Consider the following 23866-nt stretch of genomic DNA (forward strand, 5'->3'; position numbering starts at 1 on the left):
TACACCCGTAATGTAAAACGTCTCATACCCTGGAGGTATGACAGGAGACGTACTTGGTGGCGGTGTAATCGTTGGTATCGCTGCGCTGCTCTGGGCTGTCTATTTCTTGCCCCTGTGGATGCGTCGGCGGCAATTTGCCGCTACCGAACAAAACGCACTTCGAATACAGCGCACCCTTCGAGTGCTTGCAGAGTCAACGGAGGCTCCCCGCGAGATACACCTGGAGATAAATGCGAGGGAGGCCGCGGCTCAGGAACGCATTCTGCGTAGCGAGTTGGCGAAACAGGAGGCGGAACGCAAAAAACAAGTTTCTCAGGCGGAGGCCGAGGCCATCAGGGCCAGGCGTCAGGCCGAGGCTGCGGCCGCTGAGGCGGAGCGTATCGCAAAAATAAAGTCCTCACGGCTAGCTCGTGAGGCACAGTTGGAGGCAAAGAAGATGGCGGAGACGGAGGCCCGTGCGCGTAGCAGCCGGGATGCTCGGGGAGGCGTGGCGGAGAGAGAGGCACTGATCAAAGCTCGCAGGGCACGTGCTAGGCGAGTACGAGCATCAATCGCTTTTATCCTCTTGGCCGGGCTGATCACGGTGGTGATCGGCGCGGTGTCCATTGCGTTTGGTGGAACCGCTACCGTGCTTACCGTTGGCGGCGTCACGGTGGCTATGGGTCTTGTGGGTTTGAAAGTTGCTGCTCCCCGTCCGCAGCGGCTCACTCAAGCGCTTCCCTCCACTATCGTGCACGAGTTTGAGATGGGGGAGGAGGCTCCCGTTGCTGCAGCGGAAGAGCCGGTGGAGAAGGGCAACGATCGCCTGTGGGTGCCGCGTGAGCTACCCAAGCCCCTGTATCTGACCCGTGAAACGACCGCTCAAGAAGAGGTTCGGGTCCAGGCTCCGCAGCGTAATGCGACGGTAGTGCCTGACGACCTACGTCGTGCGGCAGAGCGTGCCGCACGGATCCCTCACATCTCCGCGCGCACCCCTGTTTCGAGGACGGATACGGCAGTATTTGATGTTGAGGCCTCTGATACGACATCTTCTACCGCGGGTTCGCGTCAGCAAAGTACCCAGCGTTCCGTAACCGGAAAGCTGTCGGATCCCGCACGATTGCGTTCAATGGGGGTTGTCGACACGGTTGATGAGCCCGGTCTTGCCAACCTTGACGATGTGCTGCGTCGTCGACGCAACGTTGGCTAGTTCTCGATCAACACAGAATAAGACGGAGCGGTTGAGGAACCGCTCGCAGGCGGGTATGTCGGCGGAGCCCGGGTTGCGGATGAAAGACGCGGCTCGAAAGACACACGGAAATCGGACCGTACGCATTGCGGCGCGAGTGGGTCTCATCGCAAATGGTGCCGTACACATACTGATCGGTGTTATTGCGTTTACTATCGCTCAGGGCGGCAGCGGTGACGCTGATCAGGCCGGTGCGCTCGGTGCTATCTCGCGCTCTCCGGGCGGTGCTCTTCTTCTTTGGGGCGCGGGGTTTGCGCTGGGAGGGCTTGCGGTGTGGCAATTGACGGGTGCTGTGTGGGTGAGCGCTTCGGGGATTTCAAAGCTTTGGTTGGGGCGGCTGAAGGAGATCGCAAAAGCGATGGGGTTTGCAGCCATGAGTTGGACAACGCTTTTCTTTACCCTGGGGGTACACTCAGATGCGGAACGCCGTTCGCAAGAGTTTAGCAAAATGATGTTGGGCACATTCGGCGGAGTAATCGTTTTGTTTCTCGTGGGTGCAATCATCATAGCTGTGGGGTTGGGGATAGCTTATCGGGGAGTGTCCCAGGGGTTTCGGGTTGAGATTAATTTTCCCGGCGGTATTCGCAATATAATTATCCGGGTGTGTGGTGTGGCCGGACACGTGACCAAGGGTATTGCTTTTGTCATTGTGGGTGGGCTTTTTATCGCCGCAGCAATCTTTGCAGACCCGGATCAGGCGGGTGGTTTGGACGGTGCTCTCAAATATGTTGCATCGTTGCCGTTTGGGTATTTTCTTCTGACGGCTGTTGCCTTTGGATTTGTGATGTACGGGTTTTATCTTTTTTCTCGTGCTCGATATTTACGAAACGAGCCTTAACACCCGCAAGGTGTCTCGTTACGTGGTAGTGTCTTCTTGCTGGGGCCTGTGGCGCAGTTGGTAGCGCGCCTCGTTCGCATCGAGGAGGTCAGGGGTTCAATTCCCCTCAGGTCCACCGTTGTGATGAGTCGGGACATATGTCTCACATGAGTCGCGACATATGTCACAGTCAACGGGAGTTCGGCCATCGGCCGGGCTCCCGTTGCTGATTTCGCCAGTAGCTGCGTGTGGGGTCGATGGTGTTTGTGGCGATGACGTCGCTGGTTTCGAGGTGTACGACGGTGACGGTGTGTTCGTCGATGAGGATGATGACTCGTTTTCGTGCGTGGGCGATGCCGATTCCGAGGTGGTGCATTTTTCCGGCTCGGCGTAGTGAGATCTTTCCGGCTGGGTCGACATGGTCGTATCTGATGCGGTAGTTCCCGTCACCTGGTGATTGGTGGGCGGGCAGTGCTTTTGGGTGTGCTCGGTAGGTCTGTCCTGGTGTGCGGCGGCCGAGGGCGCGGTGTGGGCGTTGTTCGTTGTATTCGTGTTGGAAGCGGTTGAGCTGGGTTTGTAACTCGTGCAGTGTTGCCGCGGGTGGTTGTGTGGCGAGCCAGCGTTTTTGTGTTTGGTGGAACCGTTCGATTTTGCCTTGAGTTTGCGGGTGGCCTGGGCGACCGTTCTTTTGGGTGATTCCTAGGAGGGGGAGGATGTGCTCGAAGGCGTTGCGTCCGCCGACGAAACGTGCGGTGTAGACGACGCCGTTATCAGTCAGTGTTGATGCCGGCGCCCCGTGCTCATCAACAAGCGTAAGGAATGTTGTGACGACGAGATCGCCTGTGACGCGCGAATATGCGCGGTTATCGAGGAGGTAGCGGGAATGATCATCGAGCCAGTTGAGGATCTCGATATCGGTGCCATCGGCGAGTGTCCAGTGGGTGAAATCTGATTGCCAGGTTTCGTTGGGGAAGTCGGCTTCGAATCGGATGTAGGAGTTTTTGGGGCGTTTGCGGGGTTCTGGGGTGATGAGGTTTGCGGTGTGGAGGATACGGCGGATGGTGGAGGTGGAGGGCGGGGTGTGGCCTTCGTGTTCCAGATGCCAGGCGATGGTGACTGGGCCGGCGTCGTGTCCGGCTGCGGTGAGTTGCTGGCGGAGGGTGATGATGCGTTCTTTGAGGTGTGGTGGAGTTTTTGTTGGGGGTTGGATTTTGGGCGTCGTGATTGGGGTTCGATGGCGTTGAGGCCTTCGGTGCGGGCTCGTTTGAGGAGTCGGTGGAGTTGGCGGCGGGATATTCCGTATTGGTCTGCGGCAGCGGTGACGGTGAGTTGTTGGGCGAGGATTTTGAGGATGGCGACGCGATGTTTGGACACGTCTTTCACTGTGACGTATGTCGCGACTCAGGTGTGCCGTGTCTTGTGTGACGTATGTCGTGAACTCAGACACCCTCAGGTCCACCGTTTGTGATGAGTCGGGACATGTGTCACGGTTGGTGGGGGTCTGGCCAGCGGCCTGGTTGTCGTTGCTGATTTCGCCAGTAGCTGCGTGTGGGGTGATGGTTTTTGTGGCGATGATTTCGCTGGTTTCGAGGTGTATGACGGTGACGGTGTGTTCGTCGATGAGGATGATGAATCGTTTTCGTGCGTGGGTGATGCCGATTCCGAGGTGGTGTATTTTCCCGGCTCGGCGCAGTGAGATTTTCCCGGCTGGGTCAACGTGATCGTATCTGATGCGGTAGTTTCCGTCACCTGTTGATGGGTGTCTGGGGAGCGTTTTGGGACGTGCCCGGTAGGCCTGCCCTGGTGTGCGGCGGTCGAGAGCGCGGTGTGGGCGTTGTTCGTTGTATTCGTGTTGGACGCGGTTGAACTGGGACTGTAATTTGTGCAAGGTTGCAGCGGGTAGTTGTGTGGCGAGCCAGCGTTTTTGGGTTTGATGGAACCGTTCGATTTTGCCTTGAGTCTGTGGGTGGCCAGGGCGACCGTTCTTTTGGGTGATTCCTAGGAGTGGGAGGATGTGTTCGAAGGCATTGCGTCCGCCGACGAATCGTGCGGTGTGGACGACACCGTTGTCGGTGAGTTTTGATGCCGGGGCCCCGTGCTCATCAACAAGGGTAAGGAATGTTGCGACGACGAGATCGCCTGTGACGCGCGAATATGCGCGGTTATCGAGGAGGTAGCGGGAGTGGTCATCGAGCCAGTTGAGGATTTCGGTGTCGGTGCCGTTGGCGAGGGGCCAGTGGGTGAAGTCGGATTGCCATGTTTCGTTGGGGAAGTCGGCTTCGAGTCGGATGTGGGAGTTTTTGGGGCGTTTTCGGGGTTGTGGGGTGATGAGGTGTGCGTGGTGGAGGATGCGGCGGATGGTTGAGGGGGATGGTTGAGGGGGGTGGTGGGGTGTGGCCTTCGTGTTCCAGGTGCCAGGCGATGGTGATGGGGCCTGCGTCGTGTCCGGCTGCGGTGAGTTGTGTGCGGAGTGTGACGATGCGTTCTTGGATGTGGGGTGGGGTTTGTTGGGGGTGTGTTTTCGAGCGTCGTGATTGGGGTGCGTTGGCGTTGATGCCTTCGGTGCGGGCGCGTTGGAGGAGTCGGTGGAGTTGGCGGCGGGATATTCCGTATTCGTCTGCGGCAGCGCTGACGGTGAGTTATTGGGCAAGGATTTTGAGGATGATGACACGATGTTTAGACACGTGTTTGACTGTGACGTATGTCGCGACTCAGGTGTGCCGTGGTGGGTGTGACGTATGTCGTGAACTCAGACAGTTGTGGAAGACAATACACAAAACTATCCAGAAAAAGCTTTAATTCTCTCTGATCCTTTCATAAATGATCAATAAAAACGGAATTAGATAAGTGTTTTGTTGCTTTGTTAAAAAATATTTAAATAATTATGGATTGCATCACAAGTTTAATATATAGTTTGATTTATAAGAATCATTATGCCTTAACTAATAAGATTGGAAAGGTTATGAAAGTATTGTCTTGCTTAGCAATATTGGGTACGGCACGTACCGCGATGGCAGCAGGAATAGGGAAATACTATTAATCTGTCATAGATTCATTTTTCGACGTAGATGACTCAGGTTCCAAAAAATCTACAACTGCGTTGAGATACGAATTCGTGTGAATTGATGAGCCTATTGCTCTGACGCACACGATCATTATTGTCCGCTATCCGATCGTGGTGAACCCATCAATCGTGTTGCTGCGCAATCAAACATGAGAGCTTCCGTCCTTGGAGGGCGAGTGCAAAACGTAGTTTTTTATGGGATGACCAGCTCTCCAAACACACGCTCTTGAGCTCTAACGTCTTTTCGTAGAAGCATCATCGAAGTGGGCAGTTTACTTCGTACGCATAATTCAACGAGGCCGAGCACTCGAGTCACAGATCATCTTTTGACTGAAAAAGGGGAAGGTCTAGCCAGCTGACTGTGTCATCTGTGCATGACAACAGGGTCCTAGGTCTCGCTTACTCTATCGCGGTATCGACTAGCAGTAAGATTTCGCACCCGTTATTAGAAGGAGTCAATGAACATGGATATAATAACTATCGGACAGGTCAGTATCGGAGCCTTAGTGGTGATCGTCGCAGCCGTCCTCCTTCGCGTGGTCGGCCGCAAGTAGGCCGTCGGTGAACTCTCGATCCTTGGAGGTAACACCCAGGTTCGTTCCGCTGCCCACCGTCCGTTATGCTCCGGCACGTTTCGTGACCGCCTCGGTTATCATGCTGGGTCTCGCGGCTGCCGTGTTCGGGTGGAAAATCCTCCACCAGGCACTATTCTCGGTTCAGATCGTTTACATCGTGTTAGTGATCTGGATTTCGATTCAGGTCTGCCTTGGTCTCCTTGATCGACCACGCGGTCATCACGGTAGCCGGAAGAACGTCGCAGCCGATTTTCTTGAGCTCAATGTTGTCGCGTTGGTTCCTGTCTATAATGAGGATCCGGATGCTGTCCAAGACTGTCTGCGTGGGTTTCTTCGTCAGACCCGACTGCCGAATGCCATCGTTGTGACCAATGACGGATCCTCGCCAGATATCGACTATAACGCTGTGCGAGCATGGTTCGAAGCCGCGAGCCAGGAGGCTGGCGTACGCGGAACCTGGCTGGAGCAAGCTAACGGCGGTAAGCGGAGCGCACAGATAGCCGGTGCCAGGATCGAACCTGATGCCGATATCTACATCACGGTCGATAGCGACAGTATCCTCGATTCTCGTGCCGTGAGTGAGGCTCTCCTGGCTTTCCAAGACCCCAAGGTTATGTCGGTGGCCGCGGTTATCCTGAGTACCAACTATCGCAGTTCGCTACTGGCCAGGGTGATGGATCTCTACACGGTTGGTCTTCAGCTCTTCGAGCGCTCTGCCTTCTCCCGGCTAAATTCCGTCTTGGTTAATTCTGGTGGATGTGCGTTTTATCGTGCCGAGATTATCTGGGACAATGTGGAAATCTATCTGGGTGAGACGCTGTTTGGCAAGCCGGTACACTTCTCAGACGATAGCCTGCTCACTCTTTTTGCTCTTGAGCGGGGGAAGGCCGTCCAGCAACTCAGCTGTTTTGCATTTACCCTCATGCCTGCCAAGTTCAGTCATCACCGGCGTCAGCAGTTACGTTGGATGCGCGGCTCCTTTATTCGCTCGGGATGGAGAATGCGCTTCCTTCCTATGAACCAGTGGGCTTATTGGTTGCATCTTGCCAAGTGGATTATGTATGCGACCATGACTACGGCATTATTCCTGCTGATCTTCACCGGAGGACTTCCGGCCGGCACCCTTGCGAGCGGCGCGGTCGCAGGAATAATTCTCTACACGGTGACCGTTGTGCGTTATCTATCGGTGATGCGTAGCGATCAGTCGACGGGGCAACGGGTCCTCACCTTTGCTACCGCGCCGCTCGCGGCGGTGTGGAGTTTAACATTTTTGCGTGTCCTCCGCTGGTATGCCATGATCACGGTTGGAAATCTTGGCTGGGGTACGCGCTCTCATATCGAAATACACGCTGGGGAAGGCAGGGAAGCATAATGAGAATTTCTGTGATTGGATGCGGTTACCTTGGAGCTGTGCACGCAGCGGCGATGGCATCGTTCGGCCACGAGGTGGTCGGTATCGACACCGACGAGAGGAAGATCTCGGCGCTCGCTAGTGGTAAGGCCCCGTTTTTTGAGCCCGGGTTGCCTGAACTGCTTGAGCAAGGTGTAGGGGCGGGGCGGCTACGATTCAGTACCGACCTTAGCGACGTGAAGGAAGCACAAGTCCACTTCATCACGGTCGGTACCCCACAGGCACCGGGCAGCCAAGCCGCCGACCTGCGCTACGTCGACGCAGTGTTTGAGGGTCTGCTCGATGTTGTAAAGCCCGGCGACCTGGTCGTCGGAAAGTCCACTGTTCCGGTGGGGACGGCCGAACGCTGGGCGAGGAGGTATGCAGAAGTGACACAGGACGTACTGGTCGCTTGGAACCCTGAGTTTTTGCGCGAAGGATACGCTGTGCGAGACACGATTGTCCCAGACCGATTGGTATATGGTGTGCCGTCGGGCATGGACGGGGAGCAGACTGCAGATATTCTCAATGAGGTCTACCGTCCTGTGATCGATGGGGGAACGCCGGTGATCATCACTGACTATGCGACCGCCGAGTTGGTGAAGGTTTCTGCGAACGCGTTCCTCGCAACCAAGATTTCCTTTATCAATGTGATGGCCGAGGTCGCGGAGGCGGCGGGTGCTGATGTCACGCAGCTGGCAGACGCAATTGGGTACGATGCCCGTATCGGACGTCGTTTCCTTAACGCCGGGGTCGGTTTTGGTGGAGGCTGCCTGCCGAAGGACATTCGGGCTCTCCAAGCACGGGCGTCAGAGCTGGGAGTTAACGCTGCGGTCAGTTTTCTTTCCGAGGTAGATCGTGTCAACCTTCGTCAGCGCGATCGGGTCGTTGGGCTTGCAACCGAAGTACTCGACGGTGAGTTGCGAGGGAAACGGATTGCCGTCCTTGGTCTGGCGTTCAAACCGCACTCCGACGACGTTCGAGATTCCCCTGCCCTTGATGTAGCTCGGCGTCTCATGGAGGGTGGTGCCGAGGTGGTGGCAACTGATCCTCAGGCCATCGAAAACGCGCGCCTGCAGCTTCCTTATCTCGGTTATGAGGTTGATCTCAACGAAGCGCTTGCGGGCGCAGATCTTGCCGTGTTGCTGACAGAGTGGCCCGAGTACACAAGGATTGACCCGGTCGCTGCAAGACAGACGATAGCGGTGCCGAAGATTATTGACGCACGCAATGCGCTTGACCCGGCGCCCTGGACTGCGGCAGGGTGGACTTATCGGGCGCCCGGACACTTAAATATGCGAGTAGTAACTCCGGTTTTATCGCCCTTGGCAGGCTAGATCTGTCTCATTCTGACTACTGCATTTTTGCTCGGCGATGGCGGACCAGCACCACAGTTGCCGCAGCGAGTAGGCTTCCGGCTGCGAGCAGCCCGAGCAACGATCCGTTTGAGCCGGTAGTTGCCAAGGAACGGTCTTTGTCGGTGGCAATCTGCGGTACATCGATAATGTACTCAAGGTCAACGTATTGGTTAAGGTCGTCTGACACACGGATGGTGAAACGCTCCTCGCCCGTAAATCCTGGGGTGACCGCGTACTCTACGCTGTCTTCTGCCCAGCGCGTTATTTTTCCAGAAGTAGGCAGAGAAACGATGGAATCTGGAGTTAACGGTCTCACATTTGTTCCCGTTACCTCGGCGAGCGGAGCCAGAACGACGCTTGTTTGTTTGGGGCCGAGTTCGATCCGTTTACCACTGCCAGTTGGCGCAGCCTGAATCGTCACCGTGTGTACGACTAGGACTTCTAGTCCGGGTACATCCTCGTTGAGGGGTGCTGTTGAGGCGGCGGCAGACGGGGTGCTTCGTAACAGTACGGTGAACTCGTAGGTTCCTGCATTTGCGCTGCCAGCGTTGAAGGTGACGTCAAACGTTGTCGGATCGATAGTGGCCGATCCGACAACGGGGGGTGTCGTCACGTGTGCTTCTACGACTATTCCACTCACCACTTCGGGCACAAAAGTGTGGGACCCGTGTTCCGGGACCACCGCTGCCATCGTGGTGGTTTCCAGTATCAGCGGCACCACAAAAAGTGCAACCGAGTTTCCGTTCTCGTCGAGGGATAGTGGGGAATTGGAGTGGAGTATCGTGATACCTTTTTCGCCGGCGCTGCTTGACTGTACGGTCGCCGTGTAGCTTCCAGTCACACTCGTTTCTGTGAAATTCGTAATGTGGCCTGAGCCGAGGCTGTCGGACGCCAAAGCCCGCAGGTCGGCTGCGCGTCCGGGGACACCGTTGCCAAAGGAGTCAGCCAGTTTCACCGTCACAATGTGTTTACCCGAGTCAGTGAGTTGGGGTCCCACAGAGACCGTGTAGGAGGTGTCAGCGCTGGGGATTGATACTTCCCCCGCTATGAACAGCGCACTACTGTTGCCGTCAGCGGTAAGCTCCTCTCTGCCGAAGGCAGCCGTGATCGCCTTCGGGCCGATCCTGGTTGAAGTCACCGTTGCGGTGTAGGTGCCTGAGTTTGTGGTCTCTGTGAAATTACTGATGTTTCCCGCTCCGAGTGCGCCACTCGCTGCTGCTGCTGTCAGGTTGGCGGCCTGTCCAGAGAAAGGGGAATCGAACTGATCTCGGAGTGTTACTGTGACCGTGTGCGAGCCGCTACCAACGGTTTCCTCGCCCGAAGACACGCTGAAACTGGCGTTTTTGAGGCTCGCCTGCTGCACCGTTACGGTGAACACCGCTGTGGCGCGCTGCCCAAGGTTGTCGGTGTGAGTCACCTCGAAGGTAAATACGCCACTGGTGCTTTCCGCCGTGTAGGTGATGCCCGATTCATCAACCGTCACCGTTCCCACTGATGGTTCCGCGGTTACTACTGACGACACGATACTCCCTGCTGTCTCAACACCGAGGGCGAAGAGTGTGGAACCACTCACCGGAATCGTGACGGCACCACCTGTTACCGCGGGTATAGCCTGTACCGTTAACAGCGCCGCATCGGTAATGACCTGCCCCAGCTCGTTCGAGAAGACCGCACGATACTGCGTGTTGTTAACCAGATCGGCGGAGAGAATTGTCAACGTTGGCGTTGTTGCATCCACAACGTCCGTCCACTCGACACCACCGTCGGTGCTGGCCTGCCACTGTACTGTGGGAGTTTCATCTCCTGATGCGGCAGCGTTCAACACTGCGGTACCCGTGGCACCCACGGTGAGATTTTGGGGGTGCGCCGTTACCGTGGGGGCGGTACCGTATTGAAAAGTCCCGACCCCAATTCGTCCTCGAGAAGCTGTTTCCCACTCTACCTGGACAACCCCTGACCGGTGGGGCGGGGAGAGTACTGAAGCGATACCATCTTCTATCTGGGCGCCCGGTACGTAATTTTCACCAAACCACACTCCCCGCAGCCCGTCGATCCCGGTCGGATGCGCAGCAACGGGTTCTACCGCATTCTCGGTCGTCTCGTTCCCTAACTGGCCATAAAGCCCCTGACCCCAGGAGAAGAGCTTGCCCGATTCGGTTATCACCCGTCCACCCTGCCCCGCCATAACCCGGAGAGGTTTCTCTTTCTTCAGTGCTCCGGTCATGATAACCGCTGTAGGGGTCAGCGCAGGCTGAAGCGTTCCATTACCTAAGCGACCATCCGTACCGCTTCCCCAGGTAAAGAGTTTTTGCGACTCGGTAATCACCGCGGTAACGCTAAAGCCGACGCTCAGCTGGGTTACGTGTTCTCCCGCCAGTTCTCCCGTGAGATCCACCGCTACCGGTACGCTGCTGTTCGCAGTGGTCCCGTTCCCTAGCTGGCCCAAAGTACCTGCCCCCCAGGTAACGAGCTTGCCCGATTCGGTGAGCACAGCAACAGATCCTTGGTACGTGTCGATCTGGATGACTTGCTCACCCGCAAGCGCTCCCGTCATACTCACTGGAACCGGGGTCGAAGCGTTAGAAAATGCTCCGTTTCCCAATTCCCCGGAAGTTCCGGAGCCCCAGGAGAATAGTTTGCCTGACTCCGTGAGCACCAATGCGTTACCAGTACCCATTGCGATCTGCGTAACCTGCTCACCCGCGAGTGCCCCCGTCATCGTGACCGGAACCGGGGTCGTCTGACGTGTTGGCGATGTTCTTCCGTTTCCGTTTGAGCCGGTGGTGCTATCCCCCCAGGCAAAAAGTTTGCCTGATTCCGTAAGAGCCAGTGTGTTGGACTGTCCCATTGACACTTGGGTCACTCGTTCGCCCGCGAGTGCCCCCGACATGTCCACCGCAACCGGAGACCTCCGAAGAGTGGTTGATCCGTCTCCTAAACGCCCATCGCTGTTCAGTCCCCAGCCAAAGAGCTTGCCCGACTCAGTGATCACCATACTCTGATCCCGCCGCGTGCTCAGCTGCGTGACCCGCTCGTTAGCCAGTGCGCCCGACATATCCACCGGAGTCAGGTTGTGTCGTGAAGTGGACGTGCCGTCACCTAATTGCCCGTTGGCATTACGCCCCCAGGACCATAGTTGACCCGACTCCGTTAGGGCCACTGTGTGAAATACCCCGGGAGTGATCTGTACCACTCGATCAATTGCATCGTCCACCGGAATATCAACCAGCGTATTTCCGGCAGTCGGGCCGGAGCCGAGCAGGGTATCGGCCGTTGGGTCGGGAGAGGTCGTTACTGTCGCCCCCGGCTCAGCTGTGTTCGTTGCCAGCGCTGGAGTGGCCATCCCGGCAAACACGAGGCCGATCAGCGTAAAGGCTGCTGTTGACTGAGTAAGTGCTCTACGGAAATGATGCATCTGGCTCTCTTATTACCCTCCCCTGGGGTGTGTCACTACGGTACCCAATACACCGTAAAGGCTTAAATGCCCACACTAATTGAAACCCTAATATCGATAATTATATTCCAGATTCTCGATAAATTACAATTTTCTCATTAAGTTTCATCGCCCTTACAACTTTGCAAAAACCAAGATGTTCTGTGACGTGAGGAAGGGGTGTGTCCCCTCTGTTGTGGGCGGGTGACGAGGCGAGTGGAGTGTGTACGTGCCACACTAGAGCGGGGAGGGAATCTCGTCATAAGGATTTCACTAGGATAGCGATTACGGGAAAAATAAATAGTAGGAGAAATAAATGACGTATGTTGCCGATGACGCTCGATACGACCGAATGACTTACAACCGCACGGGAAGAAGCGGGCTACATCTACCCGAACTCTCGCTTGGCCACTGGCATAACTTTGGCAATGATCGCCCTATCGGTACTCAACGTGCAATCATTAGGCGTGCGTTCGACCTGGGAGTAACGCACTTTGATCTTGCTAATAACTACGGGCCACCGGAGGGTTCCGCGGAGAGTAATGTGGGGCAAATACTGCGTGAAGATCTGTCACGCTATCGCGATGAGTTAATAATCTCGAGCAAGGCGGGCTACCACATGTGGCCCGGACCCTATGGGGACTTTGGGTCACGCAAGTATGTACTGTCGTCACTCGACCAGAGCCTGTCTCGTTTGGGTCTTGATTATGTTGATATCTTTTATCACCACCGTCCAGACCCTGAGACCCCCATTGAGGAGACCGCGGGTGCTCTTGCGCACGCGGTGAACAGCGGCAAGGCGCTCTATGTTGGTGTGTCTAACTATGACCCCGAGCAGACCGAGGCGATGGTACAAGCTTTGGCTGTTCACAATATAAAACTTCTGATTCATCAACCTCGCTATTCTATGTTTGACCGCCATATCGAAGGGGGACTCTTTCCTGTTCTTGAGCGGGAGGGAATCGGCGCAATCGTATTCTCTCCTCTGGCTCAGGGGCTTCTTACCGACCGTTATCTGAGCGGGGAAGTTCCGGCAGGGTCGCGTGCCGCCACAAGCCATTTCCTTTCGCCCTCACACATTAACGAGGAATATCTGAAGCGCGCTCGAGCCCTGAACGAAATTGCCCGGCAGCGAGGGCAGACACTGGCTCAGTTGGCGCTGAGCTGGATTCTGCGACAGCCGCAGGTCACCTCGGTGCTTGTCGGTGCGTCAAGTGTTGCGCAGCTAGAGCAGAACGTGGGTGCGCTTGACGCGCCGCGTCTCACCGCCGAGGAGCTGGAGGGCATTGAGCCTTTTGCGGTGCACGGGACAGGACTCTAGACCGCGGGCAACAAGTCTTCCTCGGCGGTGAACGGCGGGATTATTTCCTGCGAGCAATCGATGCAATACCTGCCGCTATAAAGAGCACTCCTGCCAAAACAAACCCGGCAACGGCAAGAACAGTGGGATGAGCGATGGCCGGGTTGATGGTGCGCACGATCACCACGCAAGAAAAGCCGATGAGAATGATGCCCCAGGCTATGGTTCCAAAGCGGGCCGGGAGCCGGGGGCCGGGGGCCTCCTGTTGCCTTGTATTCTCTGGAGGCTCTGTCGCTGCGGGGTTCTGTTGTCCTGCAGTTGTGGCATGTTCTGCTGTCTGTTCTTTAGGCGCCATGGGAAGTTCTGTTTCCTGTTGCCCCAAGGAGGTAGGAGTCTCCGGGGTGCTGTTCTCTGCGTTTTCGCTTGTACCGCTCATGATCTTTCTCCACCAGTGCTAGTACGGTTTCTCGTGTCAAGGCTGATGCTGCTGCTACCGAAGAGGGTCCACACTCTGACGGTGGTGGTGTTTTTTGGCATTGAGGTTTTCTGGGGGACAACTTGACCGTCTTTGAGGGAAATCCGATTGTTTACCAGGATTCCTTCCGTCTCCTCAATCTTGCCCCTGGCGTCAACTATTGACACCTCACCGATGGCAAAGTTGCTCTCAATAACAAATGAGGAGTGTGAGGGCACGATCAGAGTTGTATCGCCAAACGGTAGCCAGATATCCACAACGCCCCCCTTCTCCGAAGAATTATTACGGAGATCTCTCAGGTCCACACGGGGACTTCCCGCGATCATCGCAAATCCCTGGGGCTCAGAGGGGGTGGTGGATGAAACGGACCAGGAAGGCGAGCCCACAAGTGAATATTGGGTGTGGCCCGGGGGCAAGAAAGCCGCGACCAGTGTTGCAACAGTGAGAACAAAGGCCCAGAAGCCGAGGCCGTCGACCATCTTCCCGCGAATTCCAGCCACTATAACACCGAGGCCCACCACCGCTAGAGCGCTAGCAATTCCGATGGTGATATTGGCGTGGGCCGCGGCGTGGTTGAGTATCGAGTTGATGGTTGCCACGACGGCTCCGATGATAATTGCAGCGCCGAGAACAACCGCAATAAACCCTGCCCCCAGATGACCCTGTTTCCGCCAGCTTGGTTGATCGTCCATGTCATGTGGCTTGTGTGTCCAATCCCACTCGGAGCCGTGATCGTGCCAACTCTCGTCTTTTCCTGAGTAGTACTGCTCATGGGTCTGCTCTCGCATGCGTAATTTTTCCTCTTGTTCACGGAGACGGTCATCCAGTGCGCGCTGTTCTTTGCTCTGCGGGATTGCCGGGTTGCTGGTGAAGTGTGCGTTCTGGAGAGGCCCCAGGGTCGGGGTAAAGCTTGTGTCCTGCGGGGTTGCTGAGTGAGGAGCAAAGCTGGTTGTTCCCTGGTCGGGAGACCTGTGCGTTGTGCTGTCCTCCGACACGGTGTGCACCTTCTGTGCAGGATTTTTTTGTTGTGTTTTCTGAGCGAGAAACACAATAAGCCAGATTACGCCTCCCAAAACAATAAAAGACCAAATAGATTGGAAGCTGATGGTGAGCCAATTGGGCATTCCCCACCAGGAGGGGGGACCCTGCCACCACAGCCCCTGAAACCAGGGAAGAACGGATAAAAGAGCGATTGCTCCGGCAGCCCACACGGCGGGAGAGACCACGCCTCGCGCTGCCTGTTCCAGGTGTATAAGGCCGCGAGAATCGGGAAGGATGAGCCAGGCAATCGCGTACAGAAGAAGTGCCGGGCCGCCAAAAATTGCCACTACGAGAAAGACGCCTCTCACGATGAAAGGATCTATTCCGAGACGATAAGCGACTCCACTGCAGACCCCAGCGAGCCAGGAACTATCACTGCGAGTGAGGTCGAGACTGCGAACCCACGAAAAAAACGCTGAGCCCGGCGGCGGGTTTTTTGAGTCCGACGGCGGGGCACTCGGAGGAGGGGTGTACTGTGTCATGGTTCCAGCCTGCCGCATTATCACGAATCCGGCTATGGGGTAACACCCTGAGGCGACCCTGATTATCTTTTTGGCACGAGCGAATACTCCCGGAACATGCTTTGATAGCTGTGTGGAACATTCCAACACTATGACCCGACCACGCCTTCGGCTTGTGGCCGGAGTATGTGCGGGGGTTGCCCAAAACACCGGGATGCCGGTGGCTTTAGTGCGCACTCTTTTTGTTGTGCTGTCGGTAGCTGGAGGGGCGGGTATCGGTCTCTACGCTTGGTTATGGGCGACCACACCCACAGTCGAAGCCGAGTCCCTGACACTGAGCACGGGTCAGACCGCACAGGTGTCATCCACCCCGGATACGCGTCCGTGGAGGGAGTACCCCATCACCGAAATTTTCCTGGGAATTGCACTGCTGGTGGTAGGAATTGCCCTGTATGCACAGGCCGTGGGCTTTGAAACTCCTCTTGCGGTGGTTATCCCGGTTGTTGTGGTGAGTGCTGGCGCGGGTCTTGCCTGGCGCCAGCTTGATTCTTTGCGGCGAGGAAAAACCGCAAACGGCTCCAGCCTGATTGTGCGCACACTCGGATCCCTGGTTCTAATTACCCTGGGTATCCTACTCTTTTTTGTGACGAGCAGCGCGCCCAACGTGTGGACGGTAACTTTTGCGGTGCTGACGGTTCTCCTAGGCATTGTGGTTGTGGTTGCGCCCTGGCTGATTCGTCTGAACCGTGACCTGGTGGATGAGCGTGCCGCCCGCGCTCGCGATTTTGAACGAGCAGAGATCGCGGCGCACCTACACGACTCTGTTTTGCAATCGCTGGCCCTCATCCAACAGAAGACCGACGTTCACAGCGAGGCATCGCGCATAGCCCGTGCCCAGGAACAGGAGCTTCGTGATTGGCTCTTTGGTGAGGAAAAAACGGTTGAAGCCGATATTGCCGATCAGATCCGGCGCATCGCCATTGCCATAGAGGCTGATTTTGCGGTCCGTTTTGATGTGGTGGTGGTCGGCGAAAGCCCGAGGCACGGATATGAGGCCTTTGTCGCCGCCGCACGTGAATCCATGCTTAACGCGGCACGGCACGCGGGAGGTGCCGTCTCGGTGTTCCTGGAGACGGGAACCGAAGCACTCGAAATGAGTGTTATAGACAGGGGAGGCGGGTTTTCAGTGGCTGATGTTCCCGAGAATAGGCATGGGGTTCGAGAATCAATCGTGGGCAGGATGGAGCGGGCCGGGGGAACCGCGAGGATTAAACCCGGACCCGGTGGCGTGGGAACAGAGATCCGCTTGACTCAGCCTCACCGGGAGATAGACTCGGCCCACCCCCACTAAAGCGATATCGAGAGAAGAGGAAAGAGCGCCGATGACTGAGAACGCTAAGAACTCGGAGGATGATATTCCCACCGATAGTGATGTGAACCCTGCCCCGCAACAGAAGGAGGAAGAACCCATAACCGTTGTCATCGTCGATGACCACTCGATCTTCCGTAGCGGTCTGCGGGCTGAGCTAGATGCAGGTCTCAGGGTTGTGGCAGAGTCTGCCTCGGTTGATGATGCCGTGTCCGTAATTACCCAATTTCAACCTCGAGTTGTCTTGCTTGACGTTCACCTTCCCGGGGGAAAAGGTGGGGGTGGTGCCGAAGTACTCACACGCTCGGCTCCTTCGTGCCCAGACACCCTATTTTTGGCTCTCAGCGTATCGGATGCCGCTGAGGACGTTGTGCGGGTTATCCGGGCGGGCGCTCGCGGGTATATTACTAAAAGTATCTCGGGTCGAGAGGTGTCACAGGCGGTGCGTAGGGTTTCCGAGGGCGATGCGGTGTTCTCTCCGCGTCTTGCAGGTTTTGTGCTTGATGCCTTTGGTGCGGTATCGGGGGAGACCGCGCAGACCTACGATGAGCTAGATCGATTGTCTGCCCGGGAACAGGAGGTCATGCGACTCATCGCTCGTGGATACAGCTATAAGGAGGCCGCGTCCGAGCTATTTATTTCGGTCAAGACGGTTGAAACGCACGTTTCCGCTGTGCTGCGAAAGCTGCAGTTTTCATCCCGTCACGAACTTACCGCGTGGGCCCTGGAGCGTAAGCTGTTGTGAAGGCTTGCTTTGGAAACTACTCGTGTGTTTCTTCGTAGGCTTTATCTTTGTCGCGCAGGGCAACCGAACCAATGGCAATGGCTAGAGTGCACCCCCAGATGATCCAGGTAAGGATTAAACGCCAGTCACGGGGGCTATTCTGGGTCTTTTTCACGGTGCTCACCAGGCTTAAGAGTGAACCCACAACTCCACCGTTTATCAGATATTTTGAAACCGACATCTTGTCCTCCGTTTGATCAGCGATTTCAACGTTACCCTGTGAGAGTGGATGTTCCAACTGCGAGTCTCATCGTGACCTCGTGGGTGGTCGGTATGCGTCATACCGTTTGATTAGCGGTTTGGGCGGATGCCTGCTAAACGTTTCATGCCCCGTTGAAGACGGGTACCAAAAAGGGTAGATCGCGTGTGTTGCTGTGCGAACTCACGGGTTTCTATGAGCATTTTTAACCGTTCTTCGGGTGTTTTTGCCTTGCGCGTATTAACCTCAGCAACAACGTTTCCCGACCATCCCGAGGCTGCCAATGCCGCAAGAACCTGGGCTACCGGTTGATTGCCCTTGCCGGGAAGGAGATGCTCATCGAAGACTTTTCCCTCGTCAAGTGAGCCCGATCCGTCGCACAGGTGAATGTGTTTGAGTCGCCTTCCCAGGGTTGTCATAAGCTCAAATGCATCCTGGCCGGAGAGAGCCGCGTGTGAGAAGTCGAGGGTCGTTGCGTCGCAGTCAAACTGGGTGATGTCCCAGCTGGGTGAATAGGCCTTGACGCTTTTCCCTTTCACCCTCCATGGAAACATATTTTCTACCGCGATACGCACCTCGTACCTCTGGCTGATTTCTTCTACGATCTCTAGAAAGTTTTTGGCATAGTCCGCTTGCCATCGAAAGGGCGGATGAACAACCACGGTGTCTGTCTGAAGTCCGCGTGCGAGTTCAGCCGTTTTTTCAAGCTTCACCCGAGGATCCGTTCCCCAGACAAAGTGTGTGAGTAAAAGAACGGGCGCGTGTACCGAGAGAATCGGGAGTTCATAGCGATCAGAAAGCTCGCTGAGTGACGTGACGTTTTGGGTACGCACATCGCGCGTCACCATGACTTCAACACCGTCAAAACCGGCTTCGCGCGCCAGGCGAAAACCGTTCGGGAGGTCAAGTGGATACACGCTTGACGTGCTCAGTCCTAAACGAATCATCAGCATCCACACTAGTACCTCAAGCTGGACGTTGGGAGGGCATTTCTGTCGACGCAAAAAGCTTAGGGAAAGGTAAATATATGCGTTTGTGTAGTGTGCCTGGTAAAGTGTAAGTTCACAAAGGGAGGAACCCGTGAGCTTAAACCATCAGAATTCTCTGGAAATGGTTGCAACGCACGACTTCATATGTATCTCGAATCGACTACCCGTCGATAGGGTTATCGACGCTGACGGAAAACCAGGCTGGGCAACCTCTCCCGGTGGACTCATTACCGCGATGGATGCCGTTATGCGAGAGAAGGGCGGTGCGTGGATTGGGTGGCCCGGAGTTGCCGATGAGGAGTTTGAGCCCTTTTCCAAGGAACTTATTGATATCTATCCGGTGATGCTCACGGCAAAGGATGTTGAACAGTTCTACGAGGGATTCGCCAACGACACAGTGTGGCCTCTCTATCACGACGTTATTGTCCCTCCGGCATATCATCGCGATTGGTGGGTAACATATCAGCGTGTAAACCAGCGCTTTGCGAATGAGGCAGCGCGATTGGCTTCGCCTCACGCGATGGTGTGGGTGCACGACTACCAATTGCAATTGGTTCCGCGAATGCTGCGTGAGCTTAGGCCGGATCTGACCATTGGTTTTTTTAACCATATTCCCTTTCCTGCATATGAACTTTTTTCACAATTGCCCTGGCGTCGACAGATCATTAACGGTGTGCTCGGCGCCGATATCATCGGGTTTCAACGCCCAGCAGACGGTGGAAATTTTCGACGGGCCGTTCGTCGGCTCCTGGGTTATAAGACCAAGAATGAGCTTGTGTGGGAGCCGCAGTCAGATGGCGCATATCGCACCATCGTCGCGCGAAGTTTCCCCATCTCCATTGACGTCGCCGGTTTTGAGGCGATGGCAAAGTCGCCAGCTATTCAGGAGCGGGCGCGGGAGCTTCGGCATCAGCTCGGGCAAGATAAGGTGATCATGTTGGGGGTGGATCGTCTTGACTACACCAAGGGCATCCGTCATCGGATCAAAGCCTATAGTGAGCTTTTGGCTGACGGACGATTGAGCGTTGAAAACACCACCCTGGTGCAGGTTGCGAGTCCCAGCCGAGAACGGGTCGAAACTTACCGCCAACTACGCGATGAGATTGAACTTACGGTGGGGCGTGTGAATGGCGACTACGGGAGCATCGCTGATACCGCCGTGCACTATCTGCATCAGGGGTATCCTCGGGAAGAGATGGTCGCCCTCTACCTAGCTGCAGACGTGATGCTTGTAACCGCGCTCCGCGACGGTATGAACCTGGTTGCAAAGGAGTATGTGGCAACACGTTTTGATCGTCGCGGTACGCTGGTGCTCAGCGAGTTTGCTGGAGCATCCGATGAGCTGAAGCAGGCTCTTTTGGTGAACCCGCACGATATTGAGGGTCTAAAAGATCGTATTGTAGAAGCCGCTACCATGGGTGCCGCTGAGCAGGAAAGACGCATGCGTTCGCTGCGACGTCGGGTGGCAGATCACGATGTTGCACGGTGGTCGCAGTCGTTTCTGGACGCGATGGAGCGATCCCGTCTCCTCCGTGAAGCGGAAGAAAGGCGCGATGCCTCCGAGAGCGCTAGCACGGAATATGCCGTATCCGGGTCCGAACTTATCGGGGCTCTGGGAGACTTTTCACGACAAGAATCCGTGCTGGTAGCTCTTGATTTTGATGGAACCCTTTCTCCCGAGGTCGATCGGCCGGAGGATGCACGAGCCTTACCAGAGGTACAGAACTCCCTCGAACGGTTAGCCGCTATGAAGGGAGTGTCTCTTGCGCTTCTTTCGGGACGCTCTCTTGCCTCGCTGCGACACGTTTCCCGCGTGCCAGACTCTGTATACCTGGTGGGTTCTCACGGAGCTGAGGTCCACGACCCGGATACGGGGGAGGGCATGGGTATCAGCGAAGAGGAACAGCAATTGGTTTCACGTCTGGGGGCCGTGCTGAACGAAGCCGTTGAGGGCATCCCGGGAGTGTGGGTTGAATCTAAACCTGTTGGTCACGCGGTCCACACCCGGTTGGCCTCTGCTGATGATGCTCTGCGAGCCACAGCCGCGGCAGATTCCGCGGCAGATTCTCTGGGAGTCCTGCTGAAGGTTCGTGAGGGTAAGAACATCAGAGAGTTTGCGATTCGTGATGTGACAAAGGCCGAGGGAATCCGTTTACTCAAGAAGCGCGTGGGCGCGTTAGCGGTGCTTTTTGCGGGTGACGACGTTACCGATGAGGATGCCTTCCTGGCCTTATCGGACGGCGACGTGTCTATTAAGGTAGGCCAGGGGCCAACCGCTGCCACTCACCGGGTGTCCTCACCCGAGGCGATGGCAGAGGTGCTTCACAAGCTGGCGATACTCCTGGAGTCCAGATGAGAAACTACCGTCACCACCGACTCGGCTCGTAGTCTTTCAGGAAAACACCATAAAGGTCTTCTCCAGATTCACCTCGCACAATGGGATCGTATACCCGTGCGGCACCGTCTACCAGATCGAGCGGGGCGTGAAAACCCTCCTCCGCCAGACGAAGTTTAGTGGGGTGTGGCCTCTCGTCGGTGATCCATCCGGTATCGACGCTCGTCATGAGTATGCGGTCGGTGGTGAACATTTCTTTAGCACTGGTACGAGTGAGCATATTGAGCGCTGCTTTGGCCATATTGGTATGAGGGTGACCGGGGCCTTTGTAACCGCGATTAAACACGCCCTCCATCGCGGAGACGTTGACCACGTACGTTCTTTCAGCCTCTGCTGCGGCCATTGCGGCGCGAAGCTTGCTGATGAGGATAAAGGGTGCGGTTGAGTTGCATAATTGCACCTCGAGCAGTTCCAAGGGGTCGACCTGCTCAACGCTGGCAACCCAGCTGTTGCTGTCGACAGTGTCCGGGATGAGGCCGCCCGCATCGATTGCAGAACCGTCCCTGTGACGCTCTATTGAGGATGCACCGGGCACGAGCGCTTGCCCGGTGAGTTCTGCCGCGGTGCGCGATCCCGTGCCGCTCGCCACGGTGGAGAGAAGCGGATGGTCGAGCACAGACGTCTCCAGGGCGCGGGGGTGTGCAGTAGTGGCGTGGCCGAGGGTGAGTATCTCTACCGTTTGATTGTCGGGGAGGGGAAGAGCTTCCGCTTCCATCAGGGCGGAGTATGCGCCGGGGGAACGACGTACTGTTTGTGCCGCATTGTTGATGAGAATATCGAGGGGTCCCTGTGTCGCTACCGATTCCGCCAGTGCAATGACCTGTGCCGGGTCACGCAGGTCTATACCGACCACCCGCAGGCGGTGGAGCCAATCGGCGGAGTCGGGCATCGCGGTGAAGCGACGCACCGCATCTTTGGGAAAGCGTGTGGTGATGGTTGTGTGTGCGCCGTCTCGAAGAAGCCGCAGGGCAATATACATGCCGATTTTTGCCCGTCCGCCCGTGAGTAGCGCACGTTTTCCCGTGAGGTTGGTGCGGGCGTCTCGTTTCTTGTGGCTCATTGCCGCGCATTTTGGGCAGAGCTGATGGTAAAAAGCGTCCACAAGCGTGTATCGCTGCTTGCAGATGTAACAGGGACGAGCAACAATCAACTCACCCGCAACGGGTTGGTCGGTGCTACTTTGTAGGTCGGCCCCGCGTGTTTCATCATCGATCCTGTTGGGTGCTCCCGTGGCCGTTGTGGCGATCACAGAGTTATCGGCCTCTTGGACGCGCTTGCGTTTAAGCGCTCGACGAGAGATTTTAACCGATTTAAACATCTTTGCGGTGGCCTGGCGCACGGTGTTAAAGTCGGGGTCGCTCTCGTCGAGCTCGCTGAGCGTTGCAAGTACCCTGAGCGTAGTCTCAAGGTCTTCGGGGCTAATAGTTGAAGAGATCTCCGAGGGCATTACTCCATGATATCTCCCGGAGCGGTGTCGCCCTGGGCGTTAGCCTTTAGTGCATCGGGGCGGCAACGCGGCTCGGTGTAATAACCGGGAATGTGGGCGGATGCACCTGGCCAATCTCCTCCAGAACACGGATCACCTGACAGCTGTATCCAAACTCGTTGTCGTACCACACGTAGAGCACCAGATTTTTACCCGTGCTGATGGTGGCCAGACCGTCAACAATTCCGGCCTTACGAGAGCCCACAAAGTCAGTAGAGACCACCTCGTTGGAGTCGATATAGTCGATTTGTTTGTGCAGAGGTGAGGTGAGGGAGATCATGCGGAGATAGTTATTGATCTCTTCTTTGTCGGTCGGGTTGTCGAGCGTGAGATTGAGGATGGCCATCGACACATTGGGTGTGGGCACACGGATGGCGTTACCCGTGAGCTTGCCAGAGAGCTCGGGCAGGGCTTTAGCCACGGCTGACGCCGCGCCGGTCTCTGTGAGAACCATGTTGATTGCGGCGGAGCGGCCTCGTCGGTCACCCTTGTGGAAGTTATCGATGAGGTTCTGGTCGTTGGTAAAGGAGTGCACCGTTTCTACGTGCCCGTGTGCGATGCCGTACCGATCGTTGATGACTTTGAGTACCGGGGTGATGGCATTTGTGGTGCAGGACGCCGCCGTGATGATGCTGTCATCGTCGTGAATGGTGTCGTGATTGATACCGTGAACGATATTTTTGAGAGAGCCCTTACCCGGTGCGGTGAGAACCACGCGTGTGGCGCCGGGGGACTCAAGATGCCGGGACAGCCCCTCCTCGTCGCGCCAGCGACCCGTATTGTCTACAACGATTGCGTTGTTGATGCCGTACTGTACGTAGTCAACGCTGGTGGGATCATCTGAGTAAATCACCTGGATGTATATGCCATTGGCGCGGATAACGCTGTTTTTGTGGTCAACGGAAATGGTTCCGTCAAAGGGGCCGTGAACTGAGTCGCGGCGGAGTAGGTTTGCGCGTTTTTCCAGATCGTTAGAGGAGCTTTTTCGGACCACTATGGCTCGTAGTCGAAGGCCGTAGTCACCCCCGGAGTGTCCGATGAGAATGCGAGCGAGCAACCTGCCGATACGGCCAAAGCCATAAAGAACCACATCTGTGGTCTCGCGTCGTGATGGCTTATCCTGGCCCAGGACACTGCTCAGAGTCTCACCCAGATAGGACTCCAAGCTGAGGGAGTCTGTTGCTGTGCTTTCTTTGCTGGTGTAGTCGGAAAGGATCCCGGCCAGGTCGATGGAGGATGGCCCCGGTTCGAGCGCGCTGATTGCCAGTAGGAGTGGAAAGGTGTCGTGAACCGAAAGCTCCACGCTGTCTACACGACGCGCAAAACGATGGGCTTTGAGGATATCCGTAGCGGATTGATTAATGAGGCTTCTTCCGTGAATTGATGTGACCACCCCGTGTTCGCGATACAGACGACCGATAACCGGGATCATCGCTTCTGCAAGTTCTTGTTTTTCGAGCCAGTCGTTGAGGTGGGCATCGGATGCGTGTTTCACGTACTCT

General features: G+C 56.1%; 15 protein-coding genes, 1 tRNA gene and 2 pseudogenes. 9 read left to right on the forward strand and 9 right to left on the reverse strand.

Annotation, left to right across the window (positions count from 1 at the left end):
- Positions 1-37: 37 nt before the first annotated feature.
- From FrondiHNR_RS04270 to FrondiHNR_RS04280, 3 genes are all read left to right on the forward strand, one after another.
- Positions 38-1189 carry a hypothetical protein gene (locus FrondiHNR_RS04270; protein WP_279354013.1) on the forward strand — a complete coding sequence of 384 codons (1152 nt, stop codon included), beginning with the start codon at positions 38-40 and terminating at the stop codon, positions 1187-1189.
- Positions 1190-1220: 31 nt separating this feature from the next.
- A complete protein-coding gene (locus FrondiHNR_RS04275) occupies positions 1221-2066 on the forward strand; it encodes a DUF1206 domain-containing protein (protein WP_279354014.1) in 846 nt (281 codons plus the stop codon).
- Between the two features lie 42 nt (positions 2067-2108).
- Positions 2109-2181, forward strand: a tRNA-Ala gene (locus FrondiHNR_RS04280).
- Positions 2182-2235: 54 nt separating this feature from the next.
- Here FrondiHNR_RS04280 and FrondiHNR_RS04285 read toward each other — a convergent pair.
- Both FrondiHNR_RS04285 and FrondiHNR_RS04290 read right to left on the reverse strand, forming a co-directional pair.
- Positions 2236-3419 (reverse strand): annotated as a pseudogene (locus FrondiHNR_RS04285) (IS481 family transposase).
- A 110-nt stretch (positions 3420-3529) separates the two neighbouring features.
- Positions 3530-4729, reverse strand: a pseudogene (locus FrondiHNR_RS04290) (IS481 family transposase).
- A gap of 941 nt (positions 4730-5670) precedes the next feature.
- On the opposite strand from FrondiHNR_RS04290, the gene FrondiHNR_RS04295 reads away from it, so the two are divergent.
- The gene (locus tag FrondiHNR_RS04295; RefSeq protein ID WP_279354015.1) at positions 5671-7056 is read left to right on the forward strand and encodes a glycosyltransferase; all 1386 of its coding nucleotides are present in this window, start codon (positions 5671-5673) and stop codon (positions 7054-7056) included.
- Positions 7056-8411, forward strand: coding sequence for a UDP-glucose/GDP-mannose dehydrogenase family protein (locus FrondiHNR_RS04300; RefSeq protein ID WP_279354016.1), 1356 nt, complete (start codon positions 7056-7058; stop codon positions 8409-8411). Before FrondiHNR_RS04295 ends, FrondiHNR_RS04300 begins: the two co-directional genes overlap by 1 nt.
- Positions 8412-8427: 16 nt before the next feature.
- On the opposite strand, the gene FrondiHNR_RS04305 is transcribed toward FrondiHNR_RS04300, so the two are convergent.
- On the reverse strand, positions 8428-11847 hold the full coding sequence (locus FrondiHNR_RS04305) for a hypothetical protein (RefSeq protein WP_279354017.1): 3420 nt from the start codon (positions 11845-11847) through the stop codon (positions 8428-8430).
- A 334-nt stretch (positions 11848-12181) separates the two neighbouring features.
- Here FrondiHNR_RS04305 and FrondiHNR_RS04310 point away from each other — a divergent pair, with 334 nt between their 5' ends.
- Positions 12182-13186 carry an aldo/keto reductase gene (locus tag FrondiHNR_RS04310; RefSeq protein ID WP_279354018.1) on the forward strand — a complete coding sequence of 335 codons (1005 nt, stop codon included), beginning with the start codon at positions 12182-12184 and terminating at the stop codon, positions 13184-13186.
- A gap of 40 nt (positions 13187-13226) precedes the next feature.
- Here FrondiHNR_RS04310 and FrondiHNR_RS04315 read toward each other — a convergent pair whose 3' ends face one another.
- Together FrondiHNR_RS04315 and FrondiHNR_RS04320 are read right to left on the reverse strand one after the other, a co-directional pair.
- A complete protein-coding gene (locus tag FrondiHNR_RS04315) occupies positions 13227-13601 on the reverse strand; it encodes a hypothetical protein (protein ID WP_279354019.1) in 375 nt (124 codons plus the stop codon).
- Entirely contained in the window at positions 13598-15163 is a 1566-nt protein-coding gene (locus FrondiHNR_RS04320) for a PspC domain-containing protein (protein ID WP_279354020.1), read from the reverse strand. The genes FrondiHNR_RS04315 and FrondiHNR_RS04320 overlap by 4 nt, the downstream gene beginning before the upstream one ends.
- Before the next feature lie 130 nt (positions 15164-15293).
- Between FrondiHNR_RS04320 and FrondiHNR_RS04325 the strand changes: the two genes are divergently transcribed.
- Both FrondiHNR_RS04325 and FrondiHNR_RS04330 read left to right on the forward strand, forming a co-directional pair.
- Entirely contained in the window at positions 15294-16493 is a 1200-nt protein-coding gene (locus FrondiHNR_RS04325) for an ATP-binding protein (protein WP_279354021.1), read from the forward strand.
- Positions 16494-16524: 31 nt separating this feature from the next.
- Positions 16525-17256, forward strand: coding sequence for a response regulator transcription factor (locus FrondiHNR_RS04330; RefSeq protein WP_279354022.1), 732 nt, complete (start codon positions 16525-16527; stop codon positions 17254-17256).
- Positions 17257-17272: 16 nt separating this feature from the next.
- On the opposite strand, the gene FrondiHNR_RS04335 is transcribed toward FrondiHNR_RS04330, so the two are convergent.
- Positions 17273-17476, reverse strand: a complete 204-nt coding sequence (locus FrondiHNR_RS04335) for a hypothetical protein (RefSeq protein WP_279354023.1) — start codon at positions 17474-17476, stop codon at positions 17273-17275.
- 110 nt (positions 17477-17586) lie between these two features.
- Positions 17587-18441, reverse strand: a complete 855-nt coding sequence (locus FrondiHNR_RS04340; protein WP_279354024.1) for a sugar phosphate isomerase/epimerase — start codon at positions 18439-18441, stop codon at positions 17587-17589.
- A 133-nt stretch (positions 18442-18574) separates the two neighbouring features.
- Between FrondiHNR_RS04340 and FrondiHNR_RS04345 the strand changes: the two genes are divergently transcribed.
- Positions 18575-20839, forward strand: coding sequence for a bifunctional alpha,alpha-trehalose-phosphate synthase (UDP-forming)/trehalose-phosphatase (locus tag FrondiHNR_RS04345; protein ID WP_347567127.1), 2265 nt, complete (start codon positions 18575-18577; stop codon positions 20837-20839).
- A 10-nt stretch (positions 20840-20849) separates the two neighbouring features.
- Here the strand turns inward: FrondiHNR_RS04345 and FrondiHNR_RS04350 are convergent, their stop codons facing one another.
- A complete protein-coding gene (locus FrondiHNR_RS04350) occupies positions 20850-22325 on the reverse strand; it encodes an SDR family NAD(P)-dependent oxidoreductase (RefSeq protein ID WP_279354025.1) in 1476 nt (491 codons plus the stop codon).
- Positions 22326-22371: 46 nt separating this feature from the next.
- Complete coding sequence (locus FrondiHNR_RS04355; protein WP_279354026.1) at positions 22372-23859, reverse strand: glyceraldehyde-3-phosphate dehydrogenase; 1488 nt, start codon at positions 23857-23859, stop codon at positions 22372-22374.
- Between the last annotated feature and the right edge of the window lie 7 nt (positions 23860-23866).

Source organism: Lysinibacter sp. HNR (assembly GCF_029760935.1).
Taxonomy (GTDB): domain Bacteria; phylum Actinomycetota; class Actinomycetes; order Actinomycetales; family Microbacteriaceae; genus HNR.

What these genes read in the sequence shown, in the direction of transcription:
- FrondiHNR_RS04270 (WP_279354013.1), top strand. Translation starts at nt 38, where the DNA reads ATGACAGGAGACGTACTTGGTGGCGGTGTAATCGTTGGTATCGCTGCG.
- FrondiHNR_RS04300 (WP_279354016.1), top strand. Translation starts at nt 7,056, where the DNA reads ATGAGAATTTCTGTGATTGGATGCGGTTACCTTGGAGCTGTGCACGCA.
- FrondiHNR_RS04305 (WP_279354017.1), bottom strand. Translation starts at nt 11,847, where the DNA reads ATGCATCATTTCCGTAGAGCACTTACTCAGTCAACAGCAGCCTTTACG.
- FrondiHNR_RS04310 (WP_279354018.1), top strand. Translation starts at nt 12,182, where the DNA reads ATGACGTATGTTGCCGATGACGCTCGATACGACCGAATGACTTACAAC.
- FrondiHNR_RS04315 (WP_279354019.1), bottom strand. Translation starts at nt 13,601, where the DNA reads ATGAGCGGTACAAGCGAAAACGCAGAGAACAGCACCCCGGAGACTCCT.
- FrondiHNR_RS04320 (WP_279354020.1), bottom strand. Translation starts at nt 15,163, where the DNA reads ATGACACAGTACACCCCTCCTCCGAGTGCCCCGCCGTCGGACTCAAAA.
- FrondiHNR_RS04325 (WP_279354021.1), top strand. Translation starts at nt 15,294, where the DNA reads ATGACCCGACCACGCCTTCGGCTTGTGGCCGGAGTATGTGCGGGGGTT.
- FrondiHNR_RS04330 (WP_279354022.1), top strand. Translation starts at nt 16,525, where the DNA reads ATGACTGAGAACGCTAAGAACTCGGAGGATGATATTCCCACCGATAGT.
- FrondiHNR_RS04335 (WP_279354023.1), bottom strand. Translation starts at nt 17,476, where the DNA reads ATGTCGGTTTCAAAATATCTGATAAACGGTGGAGTTGTGGGTTCACTC.
- FrondiHNR_RS04340 (WP_279354024.1), bottom strand. Translation starts at nt 18,441, where the DNA reads ATGATTCGTTTAGGACTGAGCACGTCAAGCGTGTATCCACTTGACCTC.
- FrondiHNR_RS04350 (WP_279354025.1), bottom strand. Translation starts at nt 22,325, where the DNA reads ATGCCCTCGGAGATCTCTTCAACTATTAGCCCCGAAGACCTTGAGACT.